The 25,554-nt window shown below is 43.0% G+C and carries 23 protein-coding genes; 19 read left to right on the top strand and 4 right to left on the bottom strand.

What is annotated here, in order from left to right:
* Positions 1-4 precede the first annotated feature (4 nt).
* Together pflB and pflA are read left to right on the top strand one after the other, a co-directional pair.
* A complete protein-coding gene (gene pflB, locus BUQ87_RS01460) occupies positions 5-2,227 on the top strand; it encodes a formate C-acetyltransferase (protein WP_143182372.1) in 2,223 nt (740 codons plus the stop codon).
* A gap of 83 nt (positions 2,228-2,310) precedes the next feature.
* Positions 2,311-3,018 carry a pyruvate formate-lyase-activating protein gene (gene pflA, locus BUQ87_RS01455; protein ID WP_074210004.1) on the top strand — a complete coding sequence of 236 codons (708 nt, stop codon included), beginning with the start codon at positions 2,311-2,313 and terminating at the stop codon, positions 3,016-3,018.
* 110 nt (positions 3,019-3,128) lie between these two features.
* Here the strand turns inward: pflA and BUQ87_RS01450 are convergent, their stop codons facing one another.
* Both BUQ87_RS01450 and BUQ87_RS01445 read right to left on the bottom strand, forming a co-directional pair.
* Positions 3,129-3,452, bottom strand: coding sequence for a cupin domain-containing protein (locus BUQ87_RS01450; protein WP_038260864.1), 324 nt, complete (start codon positions 3,450-3,452; stop codon positions 3,129-3,131).
* Positions 3,453-3,588: 136 nt separating this feature from the next.
* Complete coding sequence (locus tag BUQ87_RS01445; protein ID WP_038260867.1) at positions 3,589-4,167, bottom strand: helix-turn-helix domain-containing protein; 579 nt, start codon at positions 4,165-4,167, stop codon at positions 3,589-3,591.
* A 221-nt stretch (positions 4,168-4,388) separates the two neighbouring features.
* Between BUQ87_RS01445 and BUQ87_RS01440 the strand changes: the two genes are divergently transcribed.
* The 10 genes from BUQ87_RS01440 to BUQ87_RS01395 all read left to right on the top strand — a co-directional run bounded on the left by BUQ87_RS01440 (position 4,389) and on the right by BUQ87_RS01395 (position 15,288).
* Positions 4,389-5,639 carry an efflux RND transporter periplasmic adaptor subunit gene (locus BUQ87_RS01440; protein WP_038260870.1) on the top strand — a complete coding sequence of 417 codons (1,251 nt, stop codon included), beginning with the start codon at positions 4,389-4,391 and terminating at the stop codon, positions 5,637-5,639.
* On the top strand, positions 5,626-6,321 hold the full coding sequence (locus tag BUQ87_RS01435; RefSeq protein ID WP_456299550.1) for an ABC transporter ATP-binding protein: 696 nt from the start codon (positions 5,626-5,628) through the stop codon (positions 6,319-6,321). Before BUQ87_RS01440 ends, BUQ87_RS01435 begins: the two co-directional genes overlap by 14 nt.
* Positions 6,321-7,553 carry an ABC transporter permease gene (locus BUQ87_RS01430; protein ID WP_038260875.1) on the top strand — a complete coding sequence of 411 codons (1,233 nt, stop codon included), beginning with the start codon at positions 6,321-6,323 and terminating at the stop codon, positions 7,551-7,553. The genes BUQ87_RS01435 and BUQ87_RS01430 overlap by 1 nt, the downstream gene beginning before the upstream one ends.
* A 364-nt stretch (positions 7,554-7,917) precedes the next feature.
* Positions 7,918-9,747 carry an aldehyde ferredoxin oxidoreductase family protein gene (locus tag BUQ87_RS01425; RefSeq protein ID WP_038261523.1) on the top strand — a complete coding sequence of 610 codons (1,830 nt, stop codon included), beginning with the start codon at positions 7,918-7,920 and terminating at the stop codon, positions 9,745-9,747.
* A gap of 239 nt (positions 9,748-9,986) precedes the next feature.
* On the top strand, positions 9,987-10,211 hold the full coding sequence (locus tag BUQ87_RS01420; protein ID WP_038260878.1) for a MoaD/ThiS family protein: 225 nt from the start codon (positions 9,987-9,989) through the stop codon (positions 10,209-10,211).
* A gap of 80 nt (positions 10,212-10,291) precedes the next feature.
* Complete coding sequence (locus tag BUQ87_RS01415) at positions 10,292-10,975, top strand: HesA/MoeB/ThiF family protein (RefSeq protein ID WP_330391175.1); 684 nt, start codon at positions 10,292-10,294, stop codon at positions 10,973-10,975.
* Positions 10,976-11,156: 181 nt separating this feature from the next.
* A complete protein-coding gene (gene ilvB / locus BUQ87_RS01410; RefSeq protein WP_038260881.1) occupies positions 11,157-12,779 on the top strand; it encodes a biosynthetic-type acetolactate synthase large subunit in 1,623 nt (540 codons plus the stop codon).
* Between the two features lie 12 nt (positions 12,780-12,791).
* A complete protein-coding gene (gene ilvN / locus BUQ87_RS01405) occupies positions 12,792-13,280 on the top strand; it encodes an acetolactate synthase small subunit (protein WP_038260883.1) in 489 nt (162 codons plus the stop codon).
* Between the two features lie 164 nt (positions 13,281-13,444).
* Positions 13,445-14,224: a hypothetical protein gene (locus BUQ87_RS01400; RefSeq protein ID WP_038261529.1), complete on the top strand. Its 780-nt coding sequence runs from the start codon at positions 13,445-13,447 to the stop codon at positions 14,222-14,224.
* 176 nt (positions 14,225-14,400) lie between these two features.
* Positions 14,401-15,288, top strand: a complete 888-nt coding sequence (locus BUQ87_RS01395; protein ID WP_242943754.1) for a YitT family protein — start codon at positions 14,401-14,403, stop codon at positions 15,286-15,288.
* A gap of 121 nt (positions 15,289-15,409) precedes the next feature.
* Here the strand turns inward: BUQ87_RS01395 and BUQ87_RS01390 are convergent, their stop codons facing one another.
* Positions 15,410-15,667: a hypothetical protein gene (locus tag BUQ87_RS01390; protein WP_159434249.1), complete on the bottom strand. Its 258-nt coding sequence runs from the start codon at positions 15,665-15,667 to the stop codon at positions 15,410-15,412.
* Between the two features lie 7 nt (positions 15,668-15,674).
* On the bottom strand, positions 15,675-17,177 hold the full coding sequence (gene hydG / locus BUQ87_RS01385) for a [FeFe] hydrogenase H-cluster radical SAM maturase HydG (RefSeq protein ID WP_038260888.1): 1,503 nt from the start codon (positions 17,175-17,177) through the stop codon (positions 15,675-15,677).
* 499 nt (positions 17,178-17,676) lie between these two features.
* Here hydG and BUQ87_RS01380 point away from each other — a divergent pair, with 499 nt between their 5' ends.
* The 7 genes from BUQ87_RS01380 (at position 17,677) to BUQ87_RS01350 (ending at position 25,552) form a co-directional block, all read left to right on the top strand.
* Positions 17,677-20,592: an EAL domain-containing protein gene (locus BUQ87_RS01380; protein WP_052635831.1), complete on the top strand. Its 2,916-nt coding sequence runs from the start codon at positions 17,677-17,679 to the stop codon at positions 20,590-20,592.
* Between the two features lie 85 nt (positions 20,593-20,677).
* Positions 20,678-20,965 (top strand): putative quinol monooxygenase, encoded by a 288-nt coding sequence (locus BUQ87_RS01375; RefSeq protein ID WP_038260890.1) that lies wholly within the window; start codon positions 20,678-20,680, stop codon positions 20,963-20,965.
* 179 nt (positions 20,966-21,144) lie between these two features.
* Positions 21,145-21,936, top strand: a complete 792-nt coding sequence (locus BUQ87_RS01370) for a hypothetical protein (RefSeq protein WP_038260893.1) — start codon at positions 21,145-21,147, stop codon at positions 21,934-21,936.
* Positions 21,933-23,228, top strand: coding sequence for a B12-binding domain-containing radical SAM protein (locus BUQ87_RS01365; protein WP_038260895.1), 1,296 nt, complete (start codon positions 21,933-21,935; stop codon positions 23,226-23,228). The genes BUQ87_RS01370 and BUQ87_RS01365 overlap by 4 nt, the downstream gene beginning before the upstream one ends.
* An 18-nt stretch (positions 23,229-23,246) precedes the next feature.
* Complete coding sequence (locus tag BUQ87_RS01360) at positions 23,247-23,858, top strand: hypothetical protein (protein ID WP_038260898.1); 612 nt, start codon at positions 23,247-23,249, stop codon at positions 23,856-23,858.
* A gap of 409 nt (positions 23,859-24,267) precedes the next feature.
* Positions 24,268-24,468, top strand: coding sequence for a 4Fe-4S binding protein (locus BUQ87_RS01355; RefSeq protein WP_038260901.1), 201 nt, complete (start codon positions 24,268-24,270; stop codon positions 24,466-24,468).
* Positions 24,469-24,493: 25 nt separating this feature from the next.
* Positions 24,494-25,552, top strand: coding sequence for a 2-ketoisovalerate ferredoxin oxidoreductase (locus tag BUQ87_RS01350; protein ID WP_038260904.1), 1,059 nt, complete (start codon positions 24,494-24,496; stop codon positions 25,550-25,552).
* The last annotated feature ends 2 nt before the right edge of the window (positions 25,553-25,554 follow it).

The raw sequence follows: 25,554 nt of genomic DNA, 5'->3' as shown, positions 1-25,554 counted from the left end.
GGATATGAAGCAGTGGAGAGGATTTAAACCGGGAATATGGGCAGAAGGAATAGACGTTAGGGACTTCATACAGAAAAATTATGAGCCTTACCTAGGGGACGAATCTTTCCTCGAAGATACTACTGAAAAGACGAGTGCACTTTGGAACTATTGCATGGAACTTCTCTCAAAGGAGCTTGAAAATGGAGTTTTGGACGTAGACACAAAGAACGTATCTGGAATAGACGGCTTCGAGGCCGGATATATAGACAGGGACAACGAGGTCATAGTGGGACTTCAAACAGACGCTCCTCTAAAGAGGATGGTAAATCCTTTCGGCGGCATAAGAATGGCCGAAGGAGCCCTTAATGCATACGGATACGAGATGGACCCTGATATGGGGGAGGTTTTCAAAAACTACAGAAAGACTCACAACGACGGGGTTTTTGATGCATATACAGATGAGATGAGAAAAGCTAGAAGCGCAGGACTTCTTACGGGACTTCCGGATGCATATGGAAGGGGAAGGATAATAGGGGACTACAGAAGGCTTGCACTTTATGGAGCGGACTTCCTGATAGAAATGAAAAAGAATGACCTGAAAGATATTGCCTGGGAAATGAGCGAGCAGGTAATAAGGCAGAGGGAAGAAGTGAATGAGCAGATAAGGTCGCTTCAGAAGATAAAAAGCATGGCAATCTCTTATGGATTTGACATATCGCAGCCGGCAAATGATGCGAGGGAGGCTGTCCAATTTGTATATTTTGCATATCTTGCAGGTATAAAGGAAAACAACGGGGCGGCAATGTCTCTTGGAAGGGTGAATACATTCCTTGACATATATATCGAAAGAGATATAAGGGAAAACAATCTTACAGAAAAAGAGGCCCAGGAGCTTATAGACCAGTTCGTAATAAAGCTTAGATTTGCAAGGCATCTTAGGACTCCTGAATACAACGACCTGTTTGCGGGCGATCCAAACTGGATAACCGAGGTCATAGGGGGAATGGGCACAATAGGGAAAACCCTTGTGACTAAAAACTCGTTCAGATTCCTTCACACGCTTACAAATCTTGGACCATCGCCTGAGCCTAACATGACTGTCCTTTGGTCTGAAAGGCTTCCGGAAGGGTTTAAAAAGTACTGCGCGAAAATGTCCATAGAGACAGGGGCTATCCAGTATGAAAACGACGACATAATGAGACCTATATACGGGGACGATTACGGCATCGCGTGCTGCGTATCTGCAATGGATATTGGAAAGCAGATGCAGTTTTTCGGAGCAAGGTGCAACCTTGGAAAGGCTCTGCTTTATGCCATAAATGGAGGGGTCGACGAAAAGAGCGGCAAGCTTGTGGTTGAAGGCGTAGACAGAATTGAAGATGAAGTGCTTGAGTATGAAAAGATTAAAGAAGCATACTTCAAACTTTTGGAATATGTCGCGGGGCTTTATGTAAATACAATGAACATAATACACTATATGCACGACAAGTACGCATACGAGGCGAGTCAGATGGCGCTTCACGATACAGAGGTCGAAAGGCTCATGGCGTTTGGAGTTGCAGGGCTGTCGGTTGCGGCGGATTCACTTAGCGCCATAAAGCACGCGAATGTGAGGCCTGTGAGAAAAGATGGAATAGCTGTGGACTTTGATATAGAAGGGGATTTTCCAAAGTACGGAAACGATGACGACAGGGTCGATTCGATAGCAGTGGAGCTTCTTGAAAAATTCACATCGGAGCTTAAAAAGCACAAGACATACAGGGATGCAAAGCACACACTTTCGGTGCTTACAATAACATCGAATGTAGTATATGGCAAAAAGACGGGATCGACTCCTGACGGAAGAAAGGCGGGAGAGGCGTTCGCCCCGGGAGCGAACCCAATGCACGGAAGGGATGAATCGGGAGCTCTTGCGTCGCTCAACTCTGTTGCCAAGATCCCATACAGGAAGGTATGTGAGGACGGGGTGTCGAACACATTCTCCATAGTTCCAAAGGCACTTGGAAGAGACGAAGTTCAAAGGAAGGACAACCTGGTTTCAATACTTGACGGTTACTTCTGCCAAGGAGCGCACCACCTGAACGTAAATGTCATGAACAGGGAGACTCTTATAGATGCAATGGAGAATCCGGGCAAATACCCTACGCTTACAATAAGAGTTTCGGGATACGCGGTCAATTTCAACAGGCTCACAAGGGAGCAGCAAATGGAGGTCATAAAAAGGACATTCCACGAGTCGATTTAGCGTGACTTGCATTTGAATTCAAGGAGGCTGTGATATAGGGCATTTGGACGTGGTATAAATCCTATTGCTAAGGAGGGGCTTTTGTGAAGGGGAGAATACATTCAATAGAGACTATGGGGCTTGTGGACGGTCCTGGAATAAGGTTTGTGGCGTTTTTCCAAGGATGCGACTTAAGGTGCGCATACTGCCACAACCCGGACACCTGGAGCATGAATGGCGGAAAAGAATGCAGCGCTTTGGAGCTGTTTGAAAAGGTGAAAAGGTTCAAGCCATATTTCGAAAGGTCTGGCGGAGGGGTTACCTGTTCCGGAGGTGAGCCTCTTCTTCAGCCTGAATTTCTAATAGAGTTTTTAAAGCTTTGCAAGAGCGAAGGGATACACACTGCTCTTGACACTGCAGGTTTTGGAAAAGGGGACTACGAAGAGATACTAAGGCACGTCGACCTTGTGATGCTCGATATAAAGCATTCTAATGAAAACGGGTACAAAAGCCTTGCCGGCATGGGGATGGACAGGTTTGACGAGTTTTCAAGGGCTCTTGACGCTTCAAACGCAAATGTTTGGATAAGGCACGTTGTCGTTCCGGGAATAACGGACTCGAAGGAGCACATAAAAAGGGTCAAAACTATTGCCCGCGGATTTAAAAACCTCAAAAAGATAGAGCTTCTGCCTTACCACAAGCTGGGGGTACAAAAATATAAGAGCATGGGCATTGAGTACAGGCTTGAAGGCGTACAGCCAATGTGCGAGAAGAAAGTAAGCGAAATGGAAAGGCTTATAAATGCGGTATAGGGATGCTGTTAGAATATAATAGCTTGCCATATGCAATGCGAAAGGGAACCCTGTTGGGTTCCCTTTTCTTGCGCGTCGATTGGCATTGAATTTTCAAAACGTTCAAAAGTCTACCCTTTGTAATTTGCGGGAGCTGGCGCTTTGACTACAATCAATTCTAAAACTTCATCATGCAAATTGTTGACATTCATTTTTGTGTCGAATGGTATTTGCAATATTTCTCCCTTGCTGTATTCGTGAATCCCCTGATCATCCAGTCTTATTGACAATGTGCCTCGGATGACTGTCATATATACGTTCGAGTTCGAAAAATGTTCTGGTAGTCCCTGATTCTTGTTGAAAACCATATGGATATAATTAATATTCTCATCCATTATAATTTTTTCTACAGCTTTTTCGTCTGTGATGCTATATTTGAATACCTTTTCGATCATAACAACCCCTCGCTTTCATATACTATTGCAATCATTATACTGCTATAATCTGTCGGGGTCGGTAACCTATGATACAAAAAATGAATTTGGATGATGATTTGGCGAAGCGGCACTGTGATTTAACTTAGCTATATTTCTATTTCATCCACAATCCGTGCTGGCTGCAATAGAAATATAGTTTGCCGCCACGCATTTTAGGGAAGCGCACCTCCGCGTTCTGTTCAGGATAAAGCTTGACCAGAAGCACCCTGTCATACATGACATAAGCGACAAATGAAATATAATGAGACTTACTCATTTCGTGCGGTATTGTAATATAGTAGTCGTTTTCGATTTCATCTATTTTCATATTGTGTTCGCCATCCTCAGGCCTTGCAGCCAAGGGTTCAAGTCTTCTGCCACAGCATGAGATTTCGGCCTGTCCAGTGTTGCTTGCTATATTCCCGCAATTTGAACACACATAAAATTTAAATTTTTTCATATTCCCTCCTTCAGTATCATTTGGATTCAAATCTCCAGATAGAATTTTTTCGATATTTACGCCCAGTATTTGAGAAAGAGTGCCAAGCAATGATACGTCCGGGCAGCCTAAACCGCGCTCCCATTTGGAGATTGTTTTGTCACTGATGTTCATGGCATCGGCGATTTCCTTCTGTGTCATATTCTTTTCTTTGCGCAGACTTAAAATCAGTTTTCCAATTTTGTTACAATCCATAGTAATCACCCCCACATATCAAGAGTAACCGCTGACAAGTTAAATTTCAATAAACTTTCAGTAGAGTTGTGCAAAATTAGAATTCTCAGCAAATTTTAATGATAAATAATTTCGGATTTAATCTGGATTTAAGGTTGGTGTAGTAAATTCTATTGTAGACATATGCACAATATATAAGATATTTATTGGTGACAAGTAAAAAATAAACGGAGGGAACATTAGTGAAAAAATTTCTAAAAAACAAGAAGCTGCTTGTGATTTTAGCCGTGGTGGCAGTGGTTGTAGTGTCGGCGCTGTTGTTTATAAAGTCGAAAGGGTCGAACGGTGACATGGAGGTTTCGACTACAAAGGTTCAAATGGGAGACATAACATCGGATGTAATAGTCAGCGGAACAATAAAGTCAAGCGACGAGGTGGAGATCAACTCCGAACTTGAGGCGGCTGTCAAGGAGGTACTTGTCAAGGAAGGGCAGCAGGTTAAAAAAGGGGACGTGCTTGCAAGGCTTGAAACCGACGTTTTGAAAAGCAGGGTTGAAAGCGCCCAGATAGACCTCGACATACAAAGAAGGGAACTTGCTGACAGCATAGACGGGACGGCGGTGTTCAGGCTTGAAAAGGAGTCTCAAAACAAAAAGATTGAAAGCGAGAATGCAAAGAGGGGCTATGACAACGCAAAGGAGCTCCACAAAAATGGAGCTGTAAGTGAAGATGAGCTCAAATCCAAGGAGCAGTCATACATTTCAGCCAACAATGCATATGAGGTTGCAATAAAGGAGTATGAAGACGAAAAAAACGGAAAGAACATGGACATAAAGAGGAACAATGTAAAGCTCAAGGAGATAGACGTAAAACTTGCACAGGATCAGCTTGATGACGCATTTATAAAAAGCCCTATAGACGGAACTATAGTGTACTCTAACTGCAAGGTTGGAATAGACGCTAGGGATCAAAAGCCTATGTTCGTCATACATGACATGGGAAGTCTTCAGGTCCATGCCAGCATAAGCCAGTTTGACATATACAAGGTCAAAATAGGGCAGGAAGTCGCAATAACAGGGGATGCCTTCCCGGAAAGCACACTTAAGGGGAAGGTTTCATACATAGCACCAAGCGCAATGGAAGACAAGAACGGCTCTGGAAAGGGAATACTTGTAAAGGTTGACATGATAGACCCTCCGGCAAACATAAAGACTGGATTTTCAGCTGACATAGACATAGTGACTGAAAAAAGTGAGGGGGTAATAGCGCTTCCATACGAGAGCATACTTCAAAACGGCGATGGCAAAAGCTATGTTTTCAAGGTCAAAAACGGCAGCCTTGAAAAAGTGGATGTGGAGCTTGGAATAGAAGGGGATTTGGCGGCCCAGGTAATATCAGACAAGCTTAATGAGGGTGACATTATAGCGACAAATCCAAATGATGGATTCGAAGACGGAATGAGAGTGGCTGTAAAGGGGAATGGCAATGATTAATATAAAGGGTCTTGAAAAGGTGTATGACACTGGAAAGATAAAGGTAAACGCTCTAAAGGGCGTAGACATACACATAAAGGAAGGCGAGTTTGTAGCCATAATGGGGCCTTCGGGTTCGGGAAAGTCGACTCTCATGAACATACTAGGATGTCTTGACAAGCCTACGGCAGGGGAGTACACTCTTGACGGTACGGGCGTTAGCACGCTTTCAGAAAGCGATCTTGCCCACCTTAGGAACAGGAAGATAGGGTTTGTATTCCAGTCGTTTAACCTCATACCGAGGACCTCTTCTGTAAAAAACGTGGAGCTGCCAATGATATATGCGGGATTCAAGAAGGCACACATGAAAAGCAGGGCGCAGGAGCTTCTCCAGAAGGTGGGCCTTGGAGATAGGATGGACCACCTTCCGAACGAGCTTTCAGGGGGACAGAGGCAGAGGGTTGCGATAGCCAGGTCGCTTGCAAACGACCCGGCAATAATACTTGCAGACGAGCCGACAGGAAACCTTGACACGAAGTCCGGGGACGAGATAATGGAGCTTTTCAAGGAGCTAAACGGCGAGGGAAAGACCATAATACTCGTAACCCATGAAGATGAGATAGCAGACCACTGCAAAAGGGTGATAAGATTCCGTGACGGGCAGATTGTTCAGGATGTTGTTTTGGAAAAGAAGGTGAAGTAATGAACATAATCGAGACTTTTAAGATAGCCATATCCAGCATATGGGCTAACAAGATGAGATCATTCCTGACAATGCTGGGTATAATAATAGGGATAGCGTCAGTTATAACCATAATGGCTCTGGGTCAGGGGAGCAAGCAAAAGATAGGAGACGAGTTTGAAAATTTCGGTGTGAACAGGATATACATAGGGCTCAACTGGAGCAATGAAAAGGTCGACTACTGGAGAGACGGCGTGACAAGCACGGACTTGCAGCTTATAAAGAAGGTTTTCAAGGATGATCTTGTCGCAATAAGCCCGAGTGAGTCGGCAAGAGGCGAAGTAGCCCACAAAAAGGGCAAGGAGAAGGTTGACGTAAAAGCCGTGGGAGATCAGTATGGCAGCATAGAGAAGATAGACATATTCAAGGGAAGGTTTCTGACAAAGGAGGACGTAGCTTCAAGGAGGCCTGTTGCGATAATAGATCAGGAACTTGCAAAGGCTGCATACAAGAGTGTAGATGTGCTTGGCAAAAAGGTCAAGGTCGATACCGGGGACAGGATGCTCAGCTTCACCATAGTGGGGATATACAAAAAGCCTGAATCGGCGTTTGACAAGATAGGCCAGTCTTTCGGCGAGGCGCCTTCCACGACGATTTACTGCCCTATAAGCATACTCACGGATCCATCTGTTGCAAAATACTATGGAGTTGAGGCGGCGGTTGCGGACAAGGACAGGGTCGACGAGGTCAAAGACAGGATAGTTTCATTCATGCACAAGAAAAAGGGCATGGACACATCCGCGGGAGACTTCTACAGGGGGTACAGCGCACAGCAGGAGATGAACCAGCTTGGAAGCGTTCTTGGAATAGTTTCGGGAGTTGTAGGGGCTATAGCGGCGATATCACTTCTTGTCGGGGGCATAGGCATAATGAACATAATGCTTGTCTCGGTTACGGAGAGGACAAGGGAGATAGGGATAAGAAAGGCCATAGGTGCGACTAAAAACAGCATACTCTTCCAGTTTATAGTGGAGTCAATGATAATATCGGGACTTGGGGGAATTATAGGGACTCTGCTTGGAATGCTAATTTCAAAAATAGCAGGCTCGTTCATTGGATTTGAAGGAGTTGTCAGCCTCCCTACCGTAATGGTGGCCGTTTCGTTTTCGTGCGGTGTGGGTATGTTCTTTGGCATATACCCTGCGAATAAGGCGGCCAAGATGGACCCTATAGACGCGTTAAGGTACGAATAGCGCAGAAGCTGTATAGCATGGCTCTGAAATGTAATACCGATACGATATGTAACACTGCTCAAAAATGTAACACTGCAAAAGGAGAGTAGGTGTTATAAAATTGAGCAAAATGCTTGTTTCGACAAAAACTGCATTTAATGAAGGGCTGCAAATAAAAAATTTCATATAGAAACAGTAATTTGAGAAAAAATACAAAAAATTAAAATGCCTGAAAATACTGAAAAACCACGATGTGAAGTCGTGGTTTTTTTATATGCCTTTAATTATTGAATATTTTGAAAAAATCAATAGGGAAAATGCAAAATGGCATGGAAATTGCTCTTCTATAGGGCAGAATCAAAATTCAAAACTGGAGGGATGCATAGTGTATGGATATAAAGGAAAAGTGATGAGAATAGACCTTAGCAGTGAAAAGGTGAGCTTTGAGCCTTTGAACATGGACCACGCCAAGAAGTTCATAGGAGCAAGGGGGCTTGGGGTGAAGACTTTCATTGACGAAGTGGACCCTAATGTGGACGCTTTAAGCGAGGAAAACAAGTTCATAATAGCGGCAGGGGCAATTACTGCAGCTCCAATGCCTACAAGCGGAAGATACATGGTAGTGACAAAATCTCCCCTTACAGGGACAATAGCAATATCGAACTCAGGAGGGCACTGGGGCGCAAAGCTAAAGGAAGCCGGATACGACATGGTTATAATAGAGGGAAGGGCGCAAAGTCCGGTATATGTCAACATAGAAGACGACAAGGTTGAAATAAAGTCTGCTTCCCACATATGGGGAAAGGTTTCATCTGAAACGACTGAAATGCTCAATGAGGAACATCCGGGATCGAAGGTTCTTTGCATAGGACCTGCAGGCGAAAGGCTTTCCGTGATTTCCGCTGTCATGAACGACGTAGACAGGGCTGCAGGCCGTGGTGGAGTAGGCGCCGTTTTGGGGTCCAAGAACCTCAAGGCGATAGTTGTAAAGGGATCAAGCAAGGTCAAGGTTGCAGATGCCGAAAAATCAAAGCAGGTCAACCTTGAAAAGGTGAAAATACTTAGAGACGACCCTGTTGCAGGAAACGGGCTTCCGACATATGGTTCTGCAATACTTGTAAACATAATAAACGAGCACGGAATAAACCCGGTTAAAAACTTCCAGGAGTCCTACGTTGACAGGGCGGACGAGATAAGCGGAGAGACTCTTACTGAAAAATACCTTGTCAGGAAGAATCCATGTTACAGATGCCCTATAGCCTGCGGAAGATGGGTCAAGCTTGAAGACGGAACGGAGTGCGGAGGGCCTGAGTACGAAACCCTCTGGTCGTTTGGCTCTGACTGCGACGTGTATGACCTAAACTCCATAAACGTGGCTAACATGCTGTGCAACGAATACGGACTCGACACGATATCTGCAGGGGCGACAATAGCGGCTGCAATGGAGCTTTACCAGAGGGGATATATAAAGGATGAGGAAATAGAGGCTGACGGACTTTCTCTTAACTGGGGAGATGCCAAGGCGGTAGTAGGCTGGACTGAAAAGATGGGCAAAAGGGAAGGATTTGGAGACAAGCTTGCGGACGGGTCTTACAGGCTTTGTGAATCTTACGGAGCGCCACAGTATTCGATGACAGTCAAGAAGCAGGAGCTTCCGGCTTACGACCCAAGGGGAGTTCAGGGCCACGGCATAACTTACGCCGTAAACAACAGGGGAGGATGCCACATAAAGGGATACATGATAAGCCCTGAAATACTTGGCTACCCTGAAAAGCTCGACAGATTCTCTCTTGAAGGAAAGGCTGGATATGCGAAGGTGTTCCATGACCTTACCGCAGTTATAGACTCCCTTGGGCTTTGCGTGTTCACTACATTTGGACTTGGCGCGCAGGACTATGTGGACATGTACAACGCAGTTTGCGGAACTGAGCACGATGTTGAAAGCCTTCTTCTTGCTGGAGACAGGATATGGACGCTTGAAAAGATATTCAATCTAATGGCTGGAATCGACAGCTCTCAGGACACCCTTCCAAAGAGGCTGCTTGAAGAACCTATCGCCGACGGACCTTCAAAGGGACATGTGCACAAGCTAAGCGAGCTTTTGCCTAAGTACTATGAGGCTAGAGGATGGAGCGAAAAAGGAATACCTACTGACGAGACGCTTGAAAAGCTTGGCCTTGAAGAATATGCAGCAAGAATACATGAATTAGTGTAAATAAGTTTTGACATAAAGTCCCGATCCGCCGCCCAGGCGGATTTCGGGGCTTTATAAATTGGGGTGAAAAAGTCTGGCTGCAACGGCCGTATAATGAAAAACATGTCTGCAATTGGAACTAAGAACAGATTTGAAAACGCTGTTTGTGGTAAAATGGGGGAAAGAGGTATACGGTGAAGCAGCCATTGCAGCAGATAGAGTGTAGTTAGCATAAGAAGATTGGACAGGAGGTGGGATGATTGGACATAGAGGTAAGGCTTTTTGCAACGCTCAGACAGGGCAGGGAGAAAAAGCAGATTATAGAAATTACTGAAGGCACGAGGCTTTCTCAGATAATAGAAGGTTTTGGAATAGACGAGAGGGACATAGCCATACTGCTTGTAAACGGAAGAAACGTGGACTCTGATTTTGAGCCTTCGAATGGAGACGTGGTTGCGATATTTCCTCCTGTGGGCGGGGGCTAATGCAAATTTGAACAGCAGCTGACAACTGCTAATACATCGAGCAGGTATATGCAGCGCATTTGAAACGGAGGCGGTTTGAGGTGGACAGGAGATACGAGAGAAACATGAACATGCTGAGCATTGATGAAAATCAAAGGCTTAAATCATTCAACGTATGCGTTGTGGGCTGCGGAGGGCTTGGAGGATACGTGATAGAAATGCTTTCGAGGCTTGGAATAGGAAGGATTACCGCAGTGGATGGGGATGTTTTTGACGAGACAAACCTGAACAGGCAGCTTCTGAGTGACGAAAGCTCAATAGGCATAAGCAAGGCTACAAAGGCGAAGGAAAGGGTTGAAAAGATCAATTCGAATGTAATTGTAAATCCTATTTCAAGCATGCTGCGAGGCGAGAATGCAAGGAGCATAATAAGCGGACACGACATTGCAATAGACGCTCTGGACAGCATAGAGGCAAGGCTCGAACTTCAAAGGGCGTGCAGCGATGAAAATATTCCGCTTGTCCACGGGGCAATTGCAGGCTGGTACGGCCAGGTCAGCACTATAATGCCAGGCGACAGCACACTTGATTTCATATACGGGCAAAACAGGAGAAATGGACTTGAAAAGACTCTCGGAAACCCCTCGTTCACGCCGGCCAACGTTGCTTCATATCAGGTGTGCGAGGCACTGAAGGTTCTGCTTTCAAGGGGAGAAGTTCTGAGAGGAAAAATACTTTTTATAGACATGCTTACTAATGAGCATGACATAGTTGAATTAGGATAAATATATGAATATGGACATGGAGGCGGCCTGCTGGGCCGTCTGTTTTTGTTGATTAAACACGCTGCCGGAGTTAGCAGCAAGTTGAATTCATTGTGAATTTTTTAAAAATTTTGACAATTGAGATTATTTTTTGTAGAATAGATTTAATTTATCTATTTAGGGGTTCAAGGGGGAGAAAGATATGATAGGAGCAAAAGCTATAATACGATGTCTTGAAGAAGAAGGCGTGAAAACGGTATTTGGATATCCGGGGGGAGCGGTACTGCCGCTTTATGACGAACTCAGAAAATCAGAGATACAACACGTTCTTGTAAGAAACGAGCAGTCGGCGCCTCACTATGCAAGCGGATATGCAAGGTCGAGCGAAAAGGTAGGAGTATGCATAGCAACTTCAGGGCCGGGGGCTACAAACCTTATTACCGGCATAGCAACGGCATATATGGATTCTATTCCAATAGTGATAATAACAGGCCAGGTAAGCAGGAGCCTCATAGGGACAGACGCCTTCCAGGAGGCTGACATAACAGGGGCCACGGAGCCTTTTACAAAGCATAACTATCTGGTAAGAAGCGCAGAGGATATACCCAGGGTAATGAAAGAGGCCTTTTATATAGCCCAAACGGGAAGGCCGGGGCCTGTGCTTGTAGACGTGCCGGTTGACGTTCAAAAGGAAATGCTAAAGTTTGCATATCCTGAGGGAGTGGACATACCGGGATACAAGCCGACATACGAAGGTCACAGGGGACAGATAAAAAGGGCCATCTCGAAGCTTAAGAATGCAAAAAGACCTGTCATATACGCAGGGGGGGGAGTAATATCGAGCCAGGCAAGCGAAGAGCTTACGGCATTTGCGCAGGAGTCAAAAATACCCGTTGTAAATTCACTTATGGGTATAGGAAGTTTTCCACACGATTCTAAATATTATGCGGGAATACTTGGAAGCCACGGCTATGAGTATTCAAACAAGGTCATGTCAAGGGCCGATGTTGTAATGCTTGTGGGAGTAAGGCTTTCGGACAGGGCGACAAAGAGGCTCGAAGACATAAATCCGGACATGGAGCTCATACACATAGACATAGATCCTGCTGAAATAGGAAAGAACATGGAAACCACAATACCGGTGGTTGGAGATGCAAAGAACATACTATCGTGCATGCTTGAAAAGAACATTCAAATAGATACCGAAGAATGGATTGAAGAAATAAAAGAGATGAAGGGAAAATGCGTTTATGGGCAGCAGAAGTGCGAAGTAGAAAAGCTCTCGCCAAAGCACGTCATGAATGTGGTGTCAAAAGAGGCAGACGATTCATGCACTGTTGTAGCAGACGTAGGGCAGAACCAGATATGGGCCGCAAGGAACTATTCAATAAAGGGAAAACGCAAGTACTTCACATCGGGAGGGCTTGGAACTATGGGATACAGCCTTCCTGCATCAGCAGGAATAAAAATGGCGGATAGAGAAAGACAGGTTGTATGCGTAGTCGGAGACGCGGGAATACAGATGTGCCTTGGAGAGCTTGGAACGCTTTCAGAGTATTCTCTCGGAGTAAAGGTGATACTTTTCAACAACAGCAGGCTTGGAATGGTAAGGGAGCTTCAGGACAACGCATATGGGCTGGACAAAAACCACGGCGTGGAGTTTGGGCACAAGGTGGATTTTGTGGCAATAGCCAAAGCATATGGAATAGAGGCCAAGAGGGTAGAGACTAATGAGGAATTTGAGAAAGTCTTTGCGGATACAATAGGAAGCGACAATCCATTTTTGATAGAATGTATTGTAGATCCAGGATTTGCAACAATATAGGGGGAATTGCAAATGAAAAGACATATGATTTCAGTACTTGTGGAAAATAATGCTGGTGTTTTGAGCAGGATAGCGGGACTTTTCAGTAGAAGGAGCTACAATATAGAAAGCCTTTCTGTGGGGCCAACTCAAAAAATCGGAATATCTAGAATGACAATTTCCGTATGTGGGGACGAGCAGATACTCGAGCAGATAAAAAAACAGCTCAACAAGCTCATAGAGGTGATAAAGGTAGTGGAACTCGAGGAAGGGCAGTCCGTATACAGGGAGCTTGTGATGGTAAAAGTGAAGGCTGACAATTCAAACAGATCTTCCATAGTTGAAATATCCAACATATTCAGGGCCAACATAATAGACATATCACAAGGGAGCCTCACTCTTGAAATGACGGGTGACGAGGCTAAGATAAGCGCATTTGGAGAAATGCTCAGCCCATTTGGGATAGTGGAGATCGTAAGAACGGGCGCTGCGGCGCTCCAAAGGGGCTGTGACGGTATATAGATGAAGTGAGCAGGAGCATCGCCTGTGTAAGGTTTTGCATAATACTCATTTCAGTGGTTGTTTATGATTAGAATATAGGGTATATGATAAAGGACTATTCTTTAAGGATAGTTCTTTTTCAATTTGAAAATAATCTGGACAAATACTCATGGGGAGATGGTTTTGTGAAGAACATTATAGAAAGAGAAATAAGGGAATATGCAAGTGAGTATGAAAAAAGGCATGACATATATTCAAGCTGGAAGGTGCCCATAATAGCATACGCAAGTGCAGACGATCCGCTTTTTTTAAAGCTCAGGGAGGTTGCAACTCCCACGCATGCGCTTCCACGGGACTTCATAGAAGATGCTAAGACAGTCATAACGTATTTTCTGCCTTTTGAAGAGTCAGTAGCGAACAGCAATATTGAGGGCAGAGGCAGCTCTATCGAGTGGGGACGCAGCTATATAGAGACAAACAGCCTCATAGGGGAGATCAACGCACATATAAAGGCGGTGATTGAAGAAAGCGGCTACACGTCGATGCTGATTCCGGCTACACATAATTTCAGTGAAAAGACGCTTATGAGCGACTGGTCGCAAAGGCATGTGGCCTACATTGCGGGCCTTGGAAAATTCGGGCTCAACAGGATGCTCATAACCGAAAAGGGGTGCTGCGGCAGGATAGGCAGCATAGTTACAGATTTGGCCATAGAGCCCACAAAAAGAATGCCGGGCGAAAGCTGCCTGTACAAGGAAAACGGAAGCTGCGGAGTATGCGCAACAAGGTGCGTGAATGACGCCCTGTCTCAAGACGAAAGCATATTCGACAGACATAAATGCTATGAGATGTGCCTTTATAATGCAGATAGGCTAAAGGATATAGGATATGCCGATGTATGCGGCAAATGCCTTGTTGGAATGCCGTGTTCGCTCGAAAATCCGGTCTCGAATATTAAAAAGTGATGCCATCTAAGCCTCTGGATATAGTTTGTCCGGAGGTTTTTATATTGTTGGCGCAACTGTAAAATAGCCTGCCAATTAAGCATGAAATTTCACCGCATGTATTGACATATCAAATGTATTCTATATAATGGTCTTGTTGCCTGTTTGAGGCATATACTTTAAAGGAGGATTTGGAATTGACTAACAACAAGGTAGACATAAATAAAATAGGGATTGATGTATTTTTTGTAGGTTTGGGGTCTATGATATTTGCATTCTCAATTGCATCCATACTCAAGCCGAGCGGGCTTATGACGGGGGGGATAACAGGGATATCCATACTGGTAGATAAGATGTTTGGACTCAATTACACATATGTATATTATATCCAGTCACTCTCGATACTTCTCGCGGCATTTATTTTCCTTGGAAAGAAAGAAGCCCTTAAGATAATAACAATGTCATTTGCATTTCCTGCAACACTTATACTTTTTGACAGATACAGTGTTGACTTTGTTCAGGGAGACCTTGTGCTCTCGTCAATATACTACGGAATAATAGGGGGATTTGGATTCGGGCTAATACTCAAAAGAGGTTATTCTGTAGGAGGAACGGACAGTCTTGGAAAGATACTACACAAAAAGCTTTTTCCGTTTACAAGCTTAAGCCAGATAATCCTTGTGGTAGACACGATTATAGTGATAGCTTCGGCATTTGTGTTCGACAGGAACATAGCCCTTTATGCAATACTCACGCAGGTTGTATTCATGAAGGTCGTGGATGCTGTGCTCTTTGGAATAACCCCCAAAATAATGAAAGTCGAAATTATAAGCAATCACTACCAGGAGATTTCAGAATATATACTTACTCAGCTCAAAAGGGGAACCAGCATGACTGAAATAACTGGAGGGTATACAAACCAAAAGAGAATAAAATTGGTATCACTTTGCTCTCCGAGAGATGTAATGCTTGTAAAGGCTTTTATAGCGAAATGTGATCCAAATGCTCTTGTGGACGTGTGTGCGACATCGGCCGTATGGGGCAAGGGCACGGGATTTCAAAACCTTGAAGATCTTGATTATTAAATATAAAACATGTTTGCGTTGCAAAGATATGGTATGAAAACACACATACCATTTGCAGTTGAATTTATAAATGAAAAGCAGAAGTGGCAGGGATTTGCTAATCCCTGCCACTTCTGCTTTTCTATAAAAAAAACTGTTCAAGAGAAGATGCTATCTCACATGATATGTCTGGCGCTGTATTTTGGACGCAAATGCCGAGATTGCTTCGGAGTATGAATTTGGAATAGTTGGATACAAGGTTCTTGCTTCCGTCGATATAAGACCATCTGCTGCCTTTTATGTCGCAGAAGAATATTTCCACTCCATATTTTTCACTGAAAAAGGAAATGCATTTTTTAAATTTTTCTTTGTCGGGTATATTTCCAGGTATTTTATTCATTAGGTCCCTATAGATACAGGTCTCTTTCTCCGTTTGATATCCTTTCATAGTATTCCTCCAGTTTCTCCACGAGATTATGCTGTTTGAAAAATGGAATCTGTCTTACCTCTTCCATTTCCTTTTGGATAAGCTTTTCACCCACCAGTCTAGTCTTTTCAGAGGCGTAGTCTTCAAGATATTCCTTGAATGTGAGTATTGCGTTCAATTTGCAGAACTTGCCCTCCACGCATTCTGTAAGGAGGTTCATTATCTTGTCGCCCGTTCTGCCGCATCTATATCCGGCCGTGCAAAATGACGAAATCATGCCCATGTCGGCGACCTCACCTATCACTTCGTCGAGGCTTCTTGTCTCACCCAGTGTGAATTGCTGAGTGTCGGCAGTCTCTTCTTTTACAGTTTCGCTATAGCCTCCTATGTCAATATTTGTTGAAGCATCAGTTTGTGTGCAGCCAAGCTTTATTACCTCTTTTTTGATGCCTGGCTTTTCCCTTGCAGTTACGATAAGGCCTGTATATGGGACTGAAAGTCTTAGAACTGTGACTATTCTTTTGAATTCCTCATCTGACACTATATATTTGGAGTTTGTGCTAAGATCAGAGCCTATAGCCTCAGTAAGCCTTGGGAACGATATTGTGTGAGGACCTATGCCAAACTGTCTTTCAAGATCCATTGTATGATATAAAAGCCCCATGACTTCGAATTTCCAGTCATACAGTCCGAAAAGCGCTCCTATTGCCAAATCGTCAATTCCGGCGTCCATGGCCCTGTGAAGAGCATAAAGTCTCCATCTGTAGTCAGATTTTGGACCTTCAGGGTGAATCCTTGAATATGTATCCTTGTGGTATGTCTCCTGGAAGACCTGATAAGTACCTATGCCTATTTCAGCAAGTTTTTTGAGGTCTGAAGTCCTCATTGGAGCAGCATTTATGTTGACCCTTCTTATCCGGCCATCCCCATTTCCATTTTTAGATTTTCTCTGTACGCTGTATACCGCCTTTATGCTCTCTGCCATGTAGTCGGCGTCAGACAGAGGATGTTCTCCGTATACAACTATCATCCTCTTGTGACCTTCGTCTATTACGTGCTCTGTTTCCCTTCTTATTTCATCCATTGAAAGAGTTCTTCTTTTTTCTTTGCTGTTGTCTTTTCTAAAGCCGCAGTAGAGACAGCTGTTGACGCAAAGGTTGCTGCAGTAAAGTGGAGCGAAGAACACTATCCTGTTGTCGTAAACCTTCCTCTTGACAGCAAGGGCCGTCTCTTCCATCTCCGTTATAAGGTCGGGGTCTTTCACATTCAAAAGTGCGGCCGTCTCGTCAGGATCCAGCCTTTTTATTGAAAGTGATTTCTTGAGTATTGCCCTTATCCTGTCTGGGCTGGGGCTCTCATTTTCACTGAGCTTTTGGAAGATTTCATCTTCATCTATGAAATCCTTCCCGCCTACTAGGTATTTGTCGATTTCCTCTTGCACTATTACTTGGCTTGCCCATTCTTTTGGATTCATTTTTGACATAAAAAAACCTCCGAATAAAATATTTTCGGAAGGTATTTCTAAAAAGGAAATACGCAAAGCCGGAAAAAGTCCGACATAACGTTAAAAAATTAACCATAAATCCCGGAAAAAACCAAGATTCTGGATGTTAGTTGTAGCTTCCTTTTACTCAGAAATAGCTTCCTTGTAATTAGAAAAAATTCAATTTATTACATAATAGCACCGAATATTATATTATTCAAGAGGCAATTGTATTTATTTTGAATATGAAACTATCTGTCAAATGGACAATATTAACAATTGACCTTAAAATCACATTGATTTGCAGTAAAATAGTATTAAAACATATGCGCCAGGTGATAAAATATATAGTAAAATATGGTGCATGGATTTTTAGGTCGAATGAATGAAAACAAAAAGCAGTAGAGACAAATGCCTTTTCTAAAACAGTCGTTAATGGTACTATTTAAGTATGTGGATGAATAAATAAAAAATATGAGTTAGTAGCAATGGGGGTTTTATGAGCAGAAGAGATTTGAACAGTGAAAATAATGCCGTAAACCGGCTGAAGCTTGTGGTACTGCCTCTTGTAGTGGCATTAATGGCAATAATAAGTGTTGGAGGGGTCACATTTTATACGAGCAAGGGATTTTTGATAGACCAGATGAAAAATGACGGATATAACCTTTCCAAGCAGGTTGCAAGCCGCATTGTGGATAATCATGCATCGCTCGATGCCGCCAACGAGGAACTTGAAAAGAGGATAAGGGTTGCAGCCAACACGGTGATATCAGAAAGGGAAAACTTAAATTCCAAATTCATGAGTGATTTGGCGAAGAGGGTTAATGTGGATGAACTCCATTTGATGGATAAAAATGGGAATACACTGTATTCAACTCTGCAAGGATACATAGGCTGGACGCCGGTTGAAGGGCACCCTCTTTATGACTTCGTGAATGGTCCAGACAAGGAGATAATGGAAGACATAAGGCCGGACGCCAAATATGGAAGGCTCATAAAATACGGAGCGGTAAAAGCTTCCGATGGGGAAATTGTGCAGATCGGAATACTTGCAAAAAATGCCGAAGTCCTTACAAAGAGGTTTAGCTATCAAAATATTGTTGAAAACCTTGCATCTGAAAACGAAATCGTATATGCATCGTTTTTGGATAACGACCTTAAGACTTTAGCGGATTCGGACATTGAAGACATAGGAAAGAGCTATAGCGGTGACAAGGATTTGGACAAGGTCAAAAGAGGCATGGCAATGGCTTCGGAGTGGCATTATGACAGAATAGGCGGCAATGTATTTGAAATGGCTCAGCCTGTTTACGAAAATGAAAAGGTCATAGGGGTTCTAGTGATTGGATTTTCAATGGAGCAGGTATATGCGTCTATATACAAGAACTTTACAATATCAGTAATAATAGCGGCGTTTATGTTTGTGATATTCTTATATGTCCAAAGCGAGTACATAATAAGGCCTGCAAAACTTTTGGATATTTACATAGGAAAAATAGACATGGAAAACAATGTCAAATACAGGCTTCCAATAATAAAAGGTGATACATTTGAAGGTTTGGCATACTCCATAAATGGAATACTTCAAAAAGCCGATACATATTTTCATCAGCTAAGGGAAAATAAGGAGGAACTTACTGCATCAAATGAAGAACTTGCAGGGGCGCTTGAACAGCTTACTGCATCAGATGAAGAGCTAAGGGCACAATATGATGAAATACAGGACTACAACAAAAAGCTTGAGCAGCTCAAGCAAAAATATGAAATTGCCATAGAGGGCACAGACAGCGCAGTTTGGGAAGTGAATCTGGAAGATGACAGGTTTTTTATTTCAGATGAATTCCAAAATATTGCGCAGATAAAAGTATTAGAAGAAGATGATATTTATGAACTGTTTTCAAAGCTTATTGTGGACGAGGACAAGACAGTTTTTATAAATGAGTATTTAAAGTGCAAAAATGGCTTTTCGGATGAAATGCATGGGCGAATGAGAGTTAAAGACAAGTACGGACAAATTAAATGGGTATTTGTGAGAGGAAGGAAAATAAGCGGTTCCAGTGGAGAACCGGACATAATAAGCGGCATAATTATAGATATAACAAGCATAAAGAAAAAGGAAGAGTACATAGAATACCTTGCATATCATGACCATCTGACGGAGCTTCCAAATAGGAGAAGCTTCATGAACAGGCTTAAAGCAGAACTCAAAAGTGGCAAGGACGGGGCGGTTATGCTGCTGGATTTCGACAATTTCAAAGGCATCAATGATACTCTGGGACATGCATACGGAGACATGGTGCTAAAGAAGATATCAAAGCTGCTGAAGAAGATAGCGAGTAAAGACATATTTGTATCAAGGTTTGGTGGAGACGAGTTCTTGATACTCATGTCAGATGAGGACAGCCGCGCCAAAATTGAACAAAAAGTGGAGAATATAGTAAGTGTATTCAATGAAAAATTCTGCATAGATGGAAATGAGATATATATGAATTTCAGCATGGGAATCACAATGTATCCGGATGACGGTGAAGATGCCGAAAAGCTAATAATGAATGCGGACACGGCGATGTACAGGGTGAAGAATTCAGGCAAAAACGGATACAAGTTTTTCCACACGGAAATGACCAAGGAACTCAAGGACAGAATAGAAGTTGAAAAAATACTCAGAAATGCGCTTGACAGCGGAGGCTTCGAGCTTATGTACCAGCCCCAGATAAACGTGAAAACCGGAATTTCAGAAGGCTATGAAGCTCTATTGAGGCTCAAGGAGCACAGGATATCTCCTGCAGTATTCATACCGGTTGCGGAGGAAACGGGTCTTATTACGGAGATTGGCAAATGGGTTACAAGGGAGGCTGTAAGCCAGATGGCCAAGTGGAGGGAAAAGGGCATAGGATATAAAACCGTGGCGATCAACATATCCACAAAGCAGCTGAATGATGAAAAATACATATATGAGCTGGACAAACTGCTTAAGGAGTACAGGGTAGATCCCGAATGCCTTGAGATAGAGATAACAGAAAGCGTGCTTCTTGAAAGGACAGAGGAGACAATAGCCATTTTGAACAAACTCAAGGAGCTGGGAGTCAAAATAGCCCTTGACGATTTTGGAACGGGATATTCATCATTAAGCTATCTGACTTTCATACCGGTGGACAAAATAAAGCTGGACAAGTCGCTTAACGACAAGTTCCTCGCCATAGACACCATAAAGGTCATGGACAGCATAATATCGCTTGCACACAGTCTGAATCTGACTGTTACGGCGGAAGGGATAGAGGATGTGGAGCAGTATAAAAGGCTTAAAGTGGGAAGGTGTGACTATATACAGGGATATCTTTTCAGCAGGCCTGTAACACCTGAAGAGATAGAAAACTTGTATGATAGGAATTTTGTCGCTGAGATAATCGGTTAACTGCGGAGCTGCCCTATTTAAGAAACCATAAATTATGAACTGTGGCAAATGAAGCGGAAATGACTATAAATCGGGGGGAATGGATATGATATATGTTTCTGCAAAATTCTCGGTAAAAGACGAATGCATTGAAGATTTCAGACAAAAAGCCAGGATTCTTGTGGCAGAAAACGGCATGGAAGATGAGAATGTGGCGTGCAATCTTTTTGAGAGCATAGAGCGCAAAAATACATTTACAATAATGGAAGTGTGGAATGACATGGATACATTTGAAATGTACAGGCAGACCGACCGGTATAAAGAACTAGTGTCTGCTTTGAAGTCATATGCATCACAGGATGTAAAAGCTGACATATTTAAAATGGTGATATAGTAGATGCAGATAGCCCGAAAGACATCAATTATTGATGTCTTTCGGGCTATCTGCGTTTGAGTGATTATACTGCAAATTGTGGAATTATGTCTTATATATCGCAGCAGGGGGTATATGGATACTATACATGTGGGAGAAAAATATGAAAAAGTCATAATGAGCATGAAGAGGGCTGACATATGATTAGATTTGAAATGTCAAAGGAGTACATTGGAAGAGGAGCGTCAAAAGGCCTTCAAAGGGGCATATTGGCATATCATGAAGGGGATATGATTGTGGATGAGGGCATGGGCATTGGGGTTTGCGCCCTTCAATCTGGTGGATACACTTATTTTTCGACTATTGGAAAAATCGAAATGGATTCAAATGTTATAAAGGTATCATGTAGAATAGACAGCATGCTCACGAGGAGCATATTCGGGATAAAAAGCAGGCTGGTGACAAGGTTTTTAGAATACCTGACCACAAATATATACATGAAAAGCGAAAAGCTACAAAATTTATTTTTGGCAATTGGAGCCTTTTTAAGGCGGATATTCAACATCCAGACAGGATTTGAAAAGGTAGGGAGCAGGGCAGATGTAAGCGTGGCATATGTCATCGGAGAATACGATGTTCAGGTGAGCATAAACTGCAATTCGCATGTCGAAAATGCCAGAATTTTTGTGATGAACGAGCTTGGAGGGTCAGTATTCAGTAGGGCATTAAACGAAGGTATTATCTGCAGTCCGCCTTCGGGATGGCAAAGATTCAGGGAGGGGGCTCGCCTCTACAGCCCTGAAAGGGGAATATCATTTACAATGTCTGAAAAAAATGTCCCCAAAGGCGTCAAAAGCAGCCTATACTGGGGTAGGGAAGTCGCGAAGGGATACAACTGGGCCGGGTTTGAAAGCATGCTAGCGGCGGAAAATGGAGAGGTAAAGGGCTACGAGTATAAAATAGAATTCAAAAGGGAGGATGATCCATATTGAAAAAGGTTCTCATGATATACCCGTATTTCAGCACAGGAATAAAAAAAGACCAGCTATTTCCGCCCCTTGGTATAGCAATGCTTTCAGGGGTACTAAAGGGCATGGGCATTGAGGTCATGAAGCTTGACTGTACTTTTTTGGACATTGATGAGGCTGTAAAAAGGGCTGCTGAGTTTGACGCCCAAATAACTGGAATATATGTAATGACAACTCTTTCTGAAAATGCCTTGAATATACTCAAAAGGCTCAGGGGAAAAAGGCCAGACAGCATTTATATAGCTGGGGGGCCCCTGCCCACGCTTTACCCGCAGCGATTTGCTGAAAAATTTGACTATGTATTCAGGGGAGAGGCGACGATTGCATTTACGAAGTTTTGCTCGGATTATATGGCCTCTTTTGAAAAGACCGGCTTTATGGAGGCGATGGATCCGGAGGAATATCCCGGCATATTTTCAGGATCAGGACTTGAATCAGAGCCCGTTCACCTTGAAAAAATTGAAATAGACAGCTGTCCCATACCAGACCGATCTGGTTTTGATCATGAGAAATACCAGAAGGTATCATTTGAGAGCACCGGCAGAAAAAGCGCTTCTATAATGATGACATACGGCTGCCCTTTTTCATGCGATTTTTGCTCCAAGCCCATATTTGGAAGCTGTGTGAGATTCAGAAGTCTCGACAGGGTTTTTGAGGAAATTTATGATATAATTTCATATGGATACGATTCACTTTGGATAGCAGATGACCTTTTCACATACGATATGGGATTCCTCAAGATGTTTTGCAAAAGACTTATAAGAGAGGATATTGGCATTTCATGGAGCTGCCTCTCAAGGGTCGACAGCGTCACGGGCGACATTGCAGCGCTAATGAAAATGGCAGGATGCAAAAAGGTATACCTTGGAATAGAGTCTGGAAGCGACGAAGTGCTTAGGCTTATGAACAAGAAGATAACCCCAAAAGACGTGATATCGGGAGTGGATACATTTAAAAACAGCGGGCTTGAATGCTCGGGATTTTTCATAGTGGGATATCCCGGAGAGACTGTTCAGACAATAGAAAAGACATTTGAATTCGCACTTTCTCTAGGGCTTGATGAAATATCATTTAACGTACCATACCCTCTTCCAGGATCAAAGCTTTACGAGAGGGTGTCTGGAATAAGCGATGAGGACTGGACGTTTGAAAACGAGACAAGGTTCTTGTATGAGAGTGAATTTGACGAAAATTGGCTTTCAAAGAGGATAAGGCAGACCATGGAGGAATTTGAAAGGGTTAAAATGACATTGTGATGGAAAGAAGGGTTATGCGTGAATGTGAAAGAGGCAATCAAAAGGGCGGCCGCAATCTTCATGATATTTATTGAAATCACAAGCATAAATATAAGTGAAAAGACCGACTTTGAAAAAGACCATGCAAGGGCGGCTTTGGAGGAGGCCTACAGGCCTTTGGAGGAATTCGTGAGGGAGCTTTCATTTTCAGAATATGAAGCCCTGCTGAAGCTTCCGGACGGAATAAAGTGTGAAGAGGATTTTGTAGAGATGTTTGAAGGGCATATGGACGATAGCAATGCAAGGGGCTTTTATGAAGACCTGTTCGTCGAGAAAAACGGAAAAATATATGTGGACGCCAAGGAGTACATACCTAGCATATACACCGAGGGGAGCAGGGTGAAAAAGGCGTATATAAGAGAAAAGCAAACCATCATGAACAGGCTGCTAAAAAGGGATAGCAAGAAGACTGAAGAGCTTGTAGTGAAGGTGGAGCTACAGACAAGCGGGCCCACAAACAATAGAACCGAGTATTTTGTAAAGGACGACAGCGGAAAGTGGATACTGGACCATGCCAATGGACTAAGCCTGTGTGGGCTTGTAAATGTAAGCGACAACCCCTGGAGTGAAAGCTGGAAACAAGAGAAGTAACGCCATCTGAATACAAGCCGTTTGGAATGGAGGCGAATTGTATTTTTATGCAAAAAGCTATTGTTAAAGATTAATATTATCCTGAATTAAAAAAGACGGAGAAGGGAAAAAACATAATTTTTCCCTTCTCCGTCTTTTTTGCGTAAATGGACGTAAAAATCATATGGTGAATATTTTGAAATAAATATTTTTTAGTTAAACACAGTATTTGCAAATGGTTAGAGTGAAGTGCGGTACAGGTTTATGCAAAAAAATATTGTCTAAATATTGACTATATTCAGTACAGGGTGTAAAATGACTATAAAATAAAAATAGAACATTGTTCCGAAGAACAGAACGAACTGGAGGCGTATCTTCAGGATAATCAAAATCAATGCAAATAATACATATAAGGGATGGAGGTATTGTCATGAAGGTAAAAGTGGAATCAAAAAGATGCAAACAGTGTGAACTTTGCTTTGCTAACTGCCCAAAGGAAGCAATATCATTTTCACAAGAGATCAATGAATTTGGATACCAGTCTGCTGTGATTAACCATGAAAAATGCATAGGCTGTGGAATTTGCTACACTATGTGTCCAGACGGAGTATATGAAGTTTTAGAAAAATAATTATAGACGAGGAGGAAATAAAGATATGGGAGATATGATTAAAGGCAACAACGCCATAGCTGAAGCGGCTGTAAGAGCAGGAGCCAGACTATATGCAGGCTACCCTATAACTCCATCTACAGAAATAATGGAATATCTTTCTTGGCGTATGGAAGAAGTTGGAGGAACGTTTGTACAAGCTGAAAGTGAACTTGCAGGAATAAACATGGTAATAGGCGGAGCGGCATGTGGTGTTAGAAGTTTCACTGCATCTTCTGGACCAGGAATAAGTCTTAAGCAGGAGGGAATCACTCAGCTTTATGACGAGGAGCTTGCAGCTGTTGTAATAAACGTTGTAAGATATGGGAACGGTATAGGAACCCTGTACACAGCTCAGTGCGACTACCTTAGAGAGACAAGAGGAGGAGGTAACGGAGATTACAGACCTATAGTACTTTGTCCTAGCAGCATACAAGAAGCGGTTGATCTAGTTACACTTGCATTTGACCTTGCTGAAAAATACAGAACAGTTGTAACTCTTATGACTGAAGGATCACTTGGACAGATGATGGAGCCTTGCGATATGCCTGATTTCAAAGAGGTTAAAAAACAGTCTTGGGGATTTGACGGAAAGTATTCATACAAGAAAGTCGGCATATTCGACAGGGATTCAATGAAGGAAGCCGTGCTTATGAATGAAAAGCACGATGCGATAAAGGCAAACGAGCAGAGATGGGAAGATGGAAATCTTGAAGATGCAGACTATGTATTCGTATCTTACGGACTTCCAGGAAGATCTACTAAGGGCGCAATAAAACAGCTTAGAGAAGAAGGGTATAAGGTTGGATTCATAAGACCTATAACAGCTTGGCCGTTCCCGGAAAACGCTTTCGAGAAGGTTAACCCGGATGTAAAAGGATTCATAACTGTTGAAGCAAATGCGACTGGACAGATGGTAGAAGACGTTGCGCTTACAGTTAAAAAACAGATGAAAGCGAACGTTCCAGTTTACTGTCTGCCATATGTTTATGGAATACCGGCGGTTAAGGTTATAAAGGCTGATTTCGGCAAGATAGCAGCTGGCGAGATTAAGGAGGTATACTAATT

The sequence above is a fragment of the Peptoclostridium litorale DSM 5388 genome (genome assembly GCF_900141635.1).
In the GTDB taxonomy this organism is placed as follows: Bacteria; Bacillota; Clostridia; order Peptostreptococcales; family Peptostreptococcaceae; genus Peptoclostridium; species Peptoclostridium litorale.
Note: the sequence above shows the minus strand (reverse complement) of the source record. Positions and strands in the feature narration are given on the sequence as shown.

What these genes read in the sequence shown, in the direction of transcription:
- pflB (WP_143182372.1), top strand. Translation starts at nt 5, where the DNA reads ATGAAGCAGTGGAGAGGATTTAAACCGGGAATATGGGCAGAAGGAATA.
- BUQ87_RS01450 (WP_038260864.1), bottom strand. Translation starts at nt 3,452, where the DNA reads ATGATCGAAAAGGTATTCAAATATAGCATCACAGACGAAAAAGCTGTA.
- BUQ87_RS01445 (WP_038260867.1), bottom strand. Translation starts at nt 4,167, where the DNA reads ATGGATTGTAACAAAATTGGAAAACTGATTTTAAGTCTGCGCAAAGAA.
- BUQ87_RS01435 (WP_456299550.1), top strand. Translation starts at nt 5,626, where the DNA reads ATGGCAATGATTAATATAAAGGGTCTTGAAAAGGTGTATGACACTGGA.
- BUQ87_RS01430 (WP_038260875.1), top strand. Translation starts at nt 6,321, where the DNA reads ATGAACATAATCGAGACTTTTAAGATAGCCATATCCAGCATATGGGCT.
- ilvB (WP_038260881.1), top strand. Translation starts at nt 11,157, where the DNA reads ATGATAGGAGCAAAAGCTATAATACGATGTCTTGAAGAAGAAGGCGTG.
- ilvN (WP_038260883.1), top strand. Translation starts at nt 12,792, where the DNA reads ATGAAAAGACATATGATTTCAGTACTTGTGGAAAATAATGCTGGTGTT.
- BUQ87_RS01390 (WP_159434249.1), bottom strand. Translation starts at nt 15,667, where the DNA reads ATGAATAAAATACCTGGAAATATACCCGACAAAGAAAAATTTAAAAAA.
- hydG (WP_038260888.1), bottom strand. Translation starts at nt 17,177, where the DNA reads ATGTCAAAAATGAATCCAAAAGAATGGGCAAGCCAAGTAATAGTGCAA.
- BUQ87_RS01380 (WP_052635831.1), top strand. Translation starts at nt 17,677, where the DNA reads ATGAGCAGAAGAGATTTGAACAGTGAAAATAATGCCGTAAACCGGCTG.
- BUQ87_RS01375 (WP_038260890.1), top strand. Translation starts at nt 20,678, where the DNA reads ATGATATATGTTTCTGCAAAATTCTCGGTAAAAGACGAATGCATTGAA.
- BUQ87_RS01370 (WP_038260893.1), top strand. Translation starts at nt 21,145, where the DNA reads ATGATTAGATTTGAAATGTCAAAGGAGTACATTGGAAGAGGAGCGTCA.
- BUQ87_RS01355 (WP_038260901.1), top strand. Translation starts at nt 24,268, where the DNA reads ATGAAGGTAAAAGTGGAATCAAAAAGATGCAAACAGTGTGAACTTTGC.
- BUQ87_RS01350 (WP_038260904.1), top strand. Translation starts at nt 24,494, where the DNA reads ATGGGAGATATGATTAAAGGCAACAACGCCATAGCTGAAGCGGCTGTA.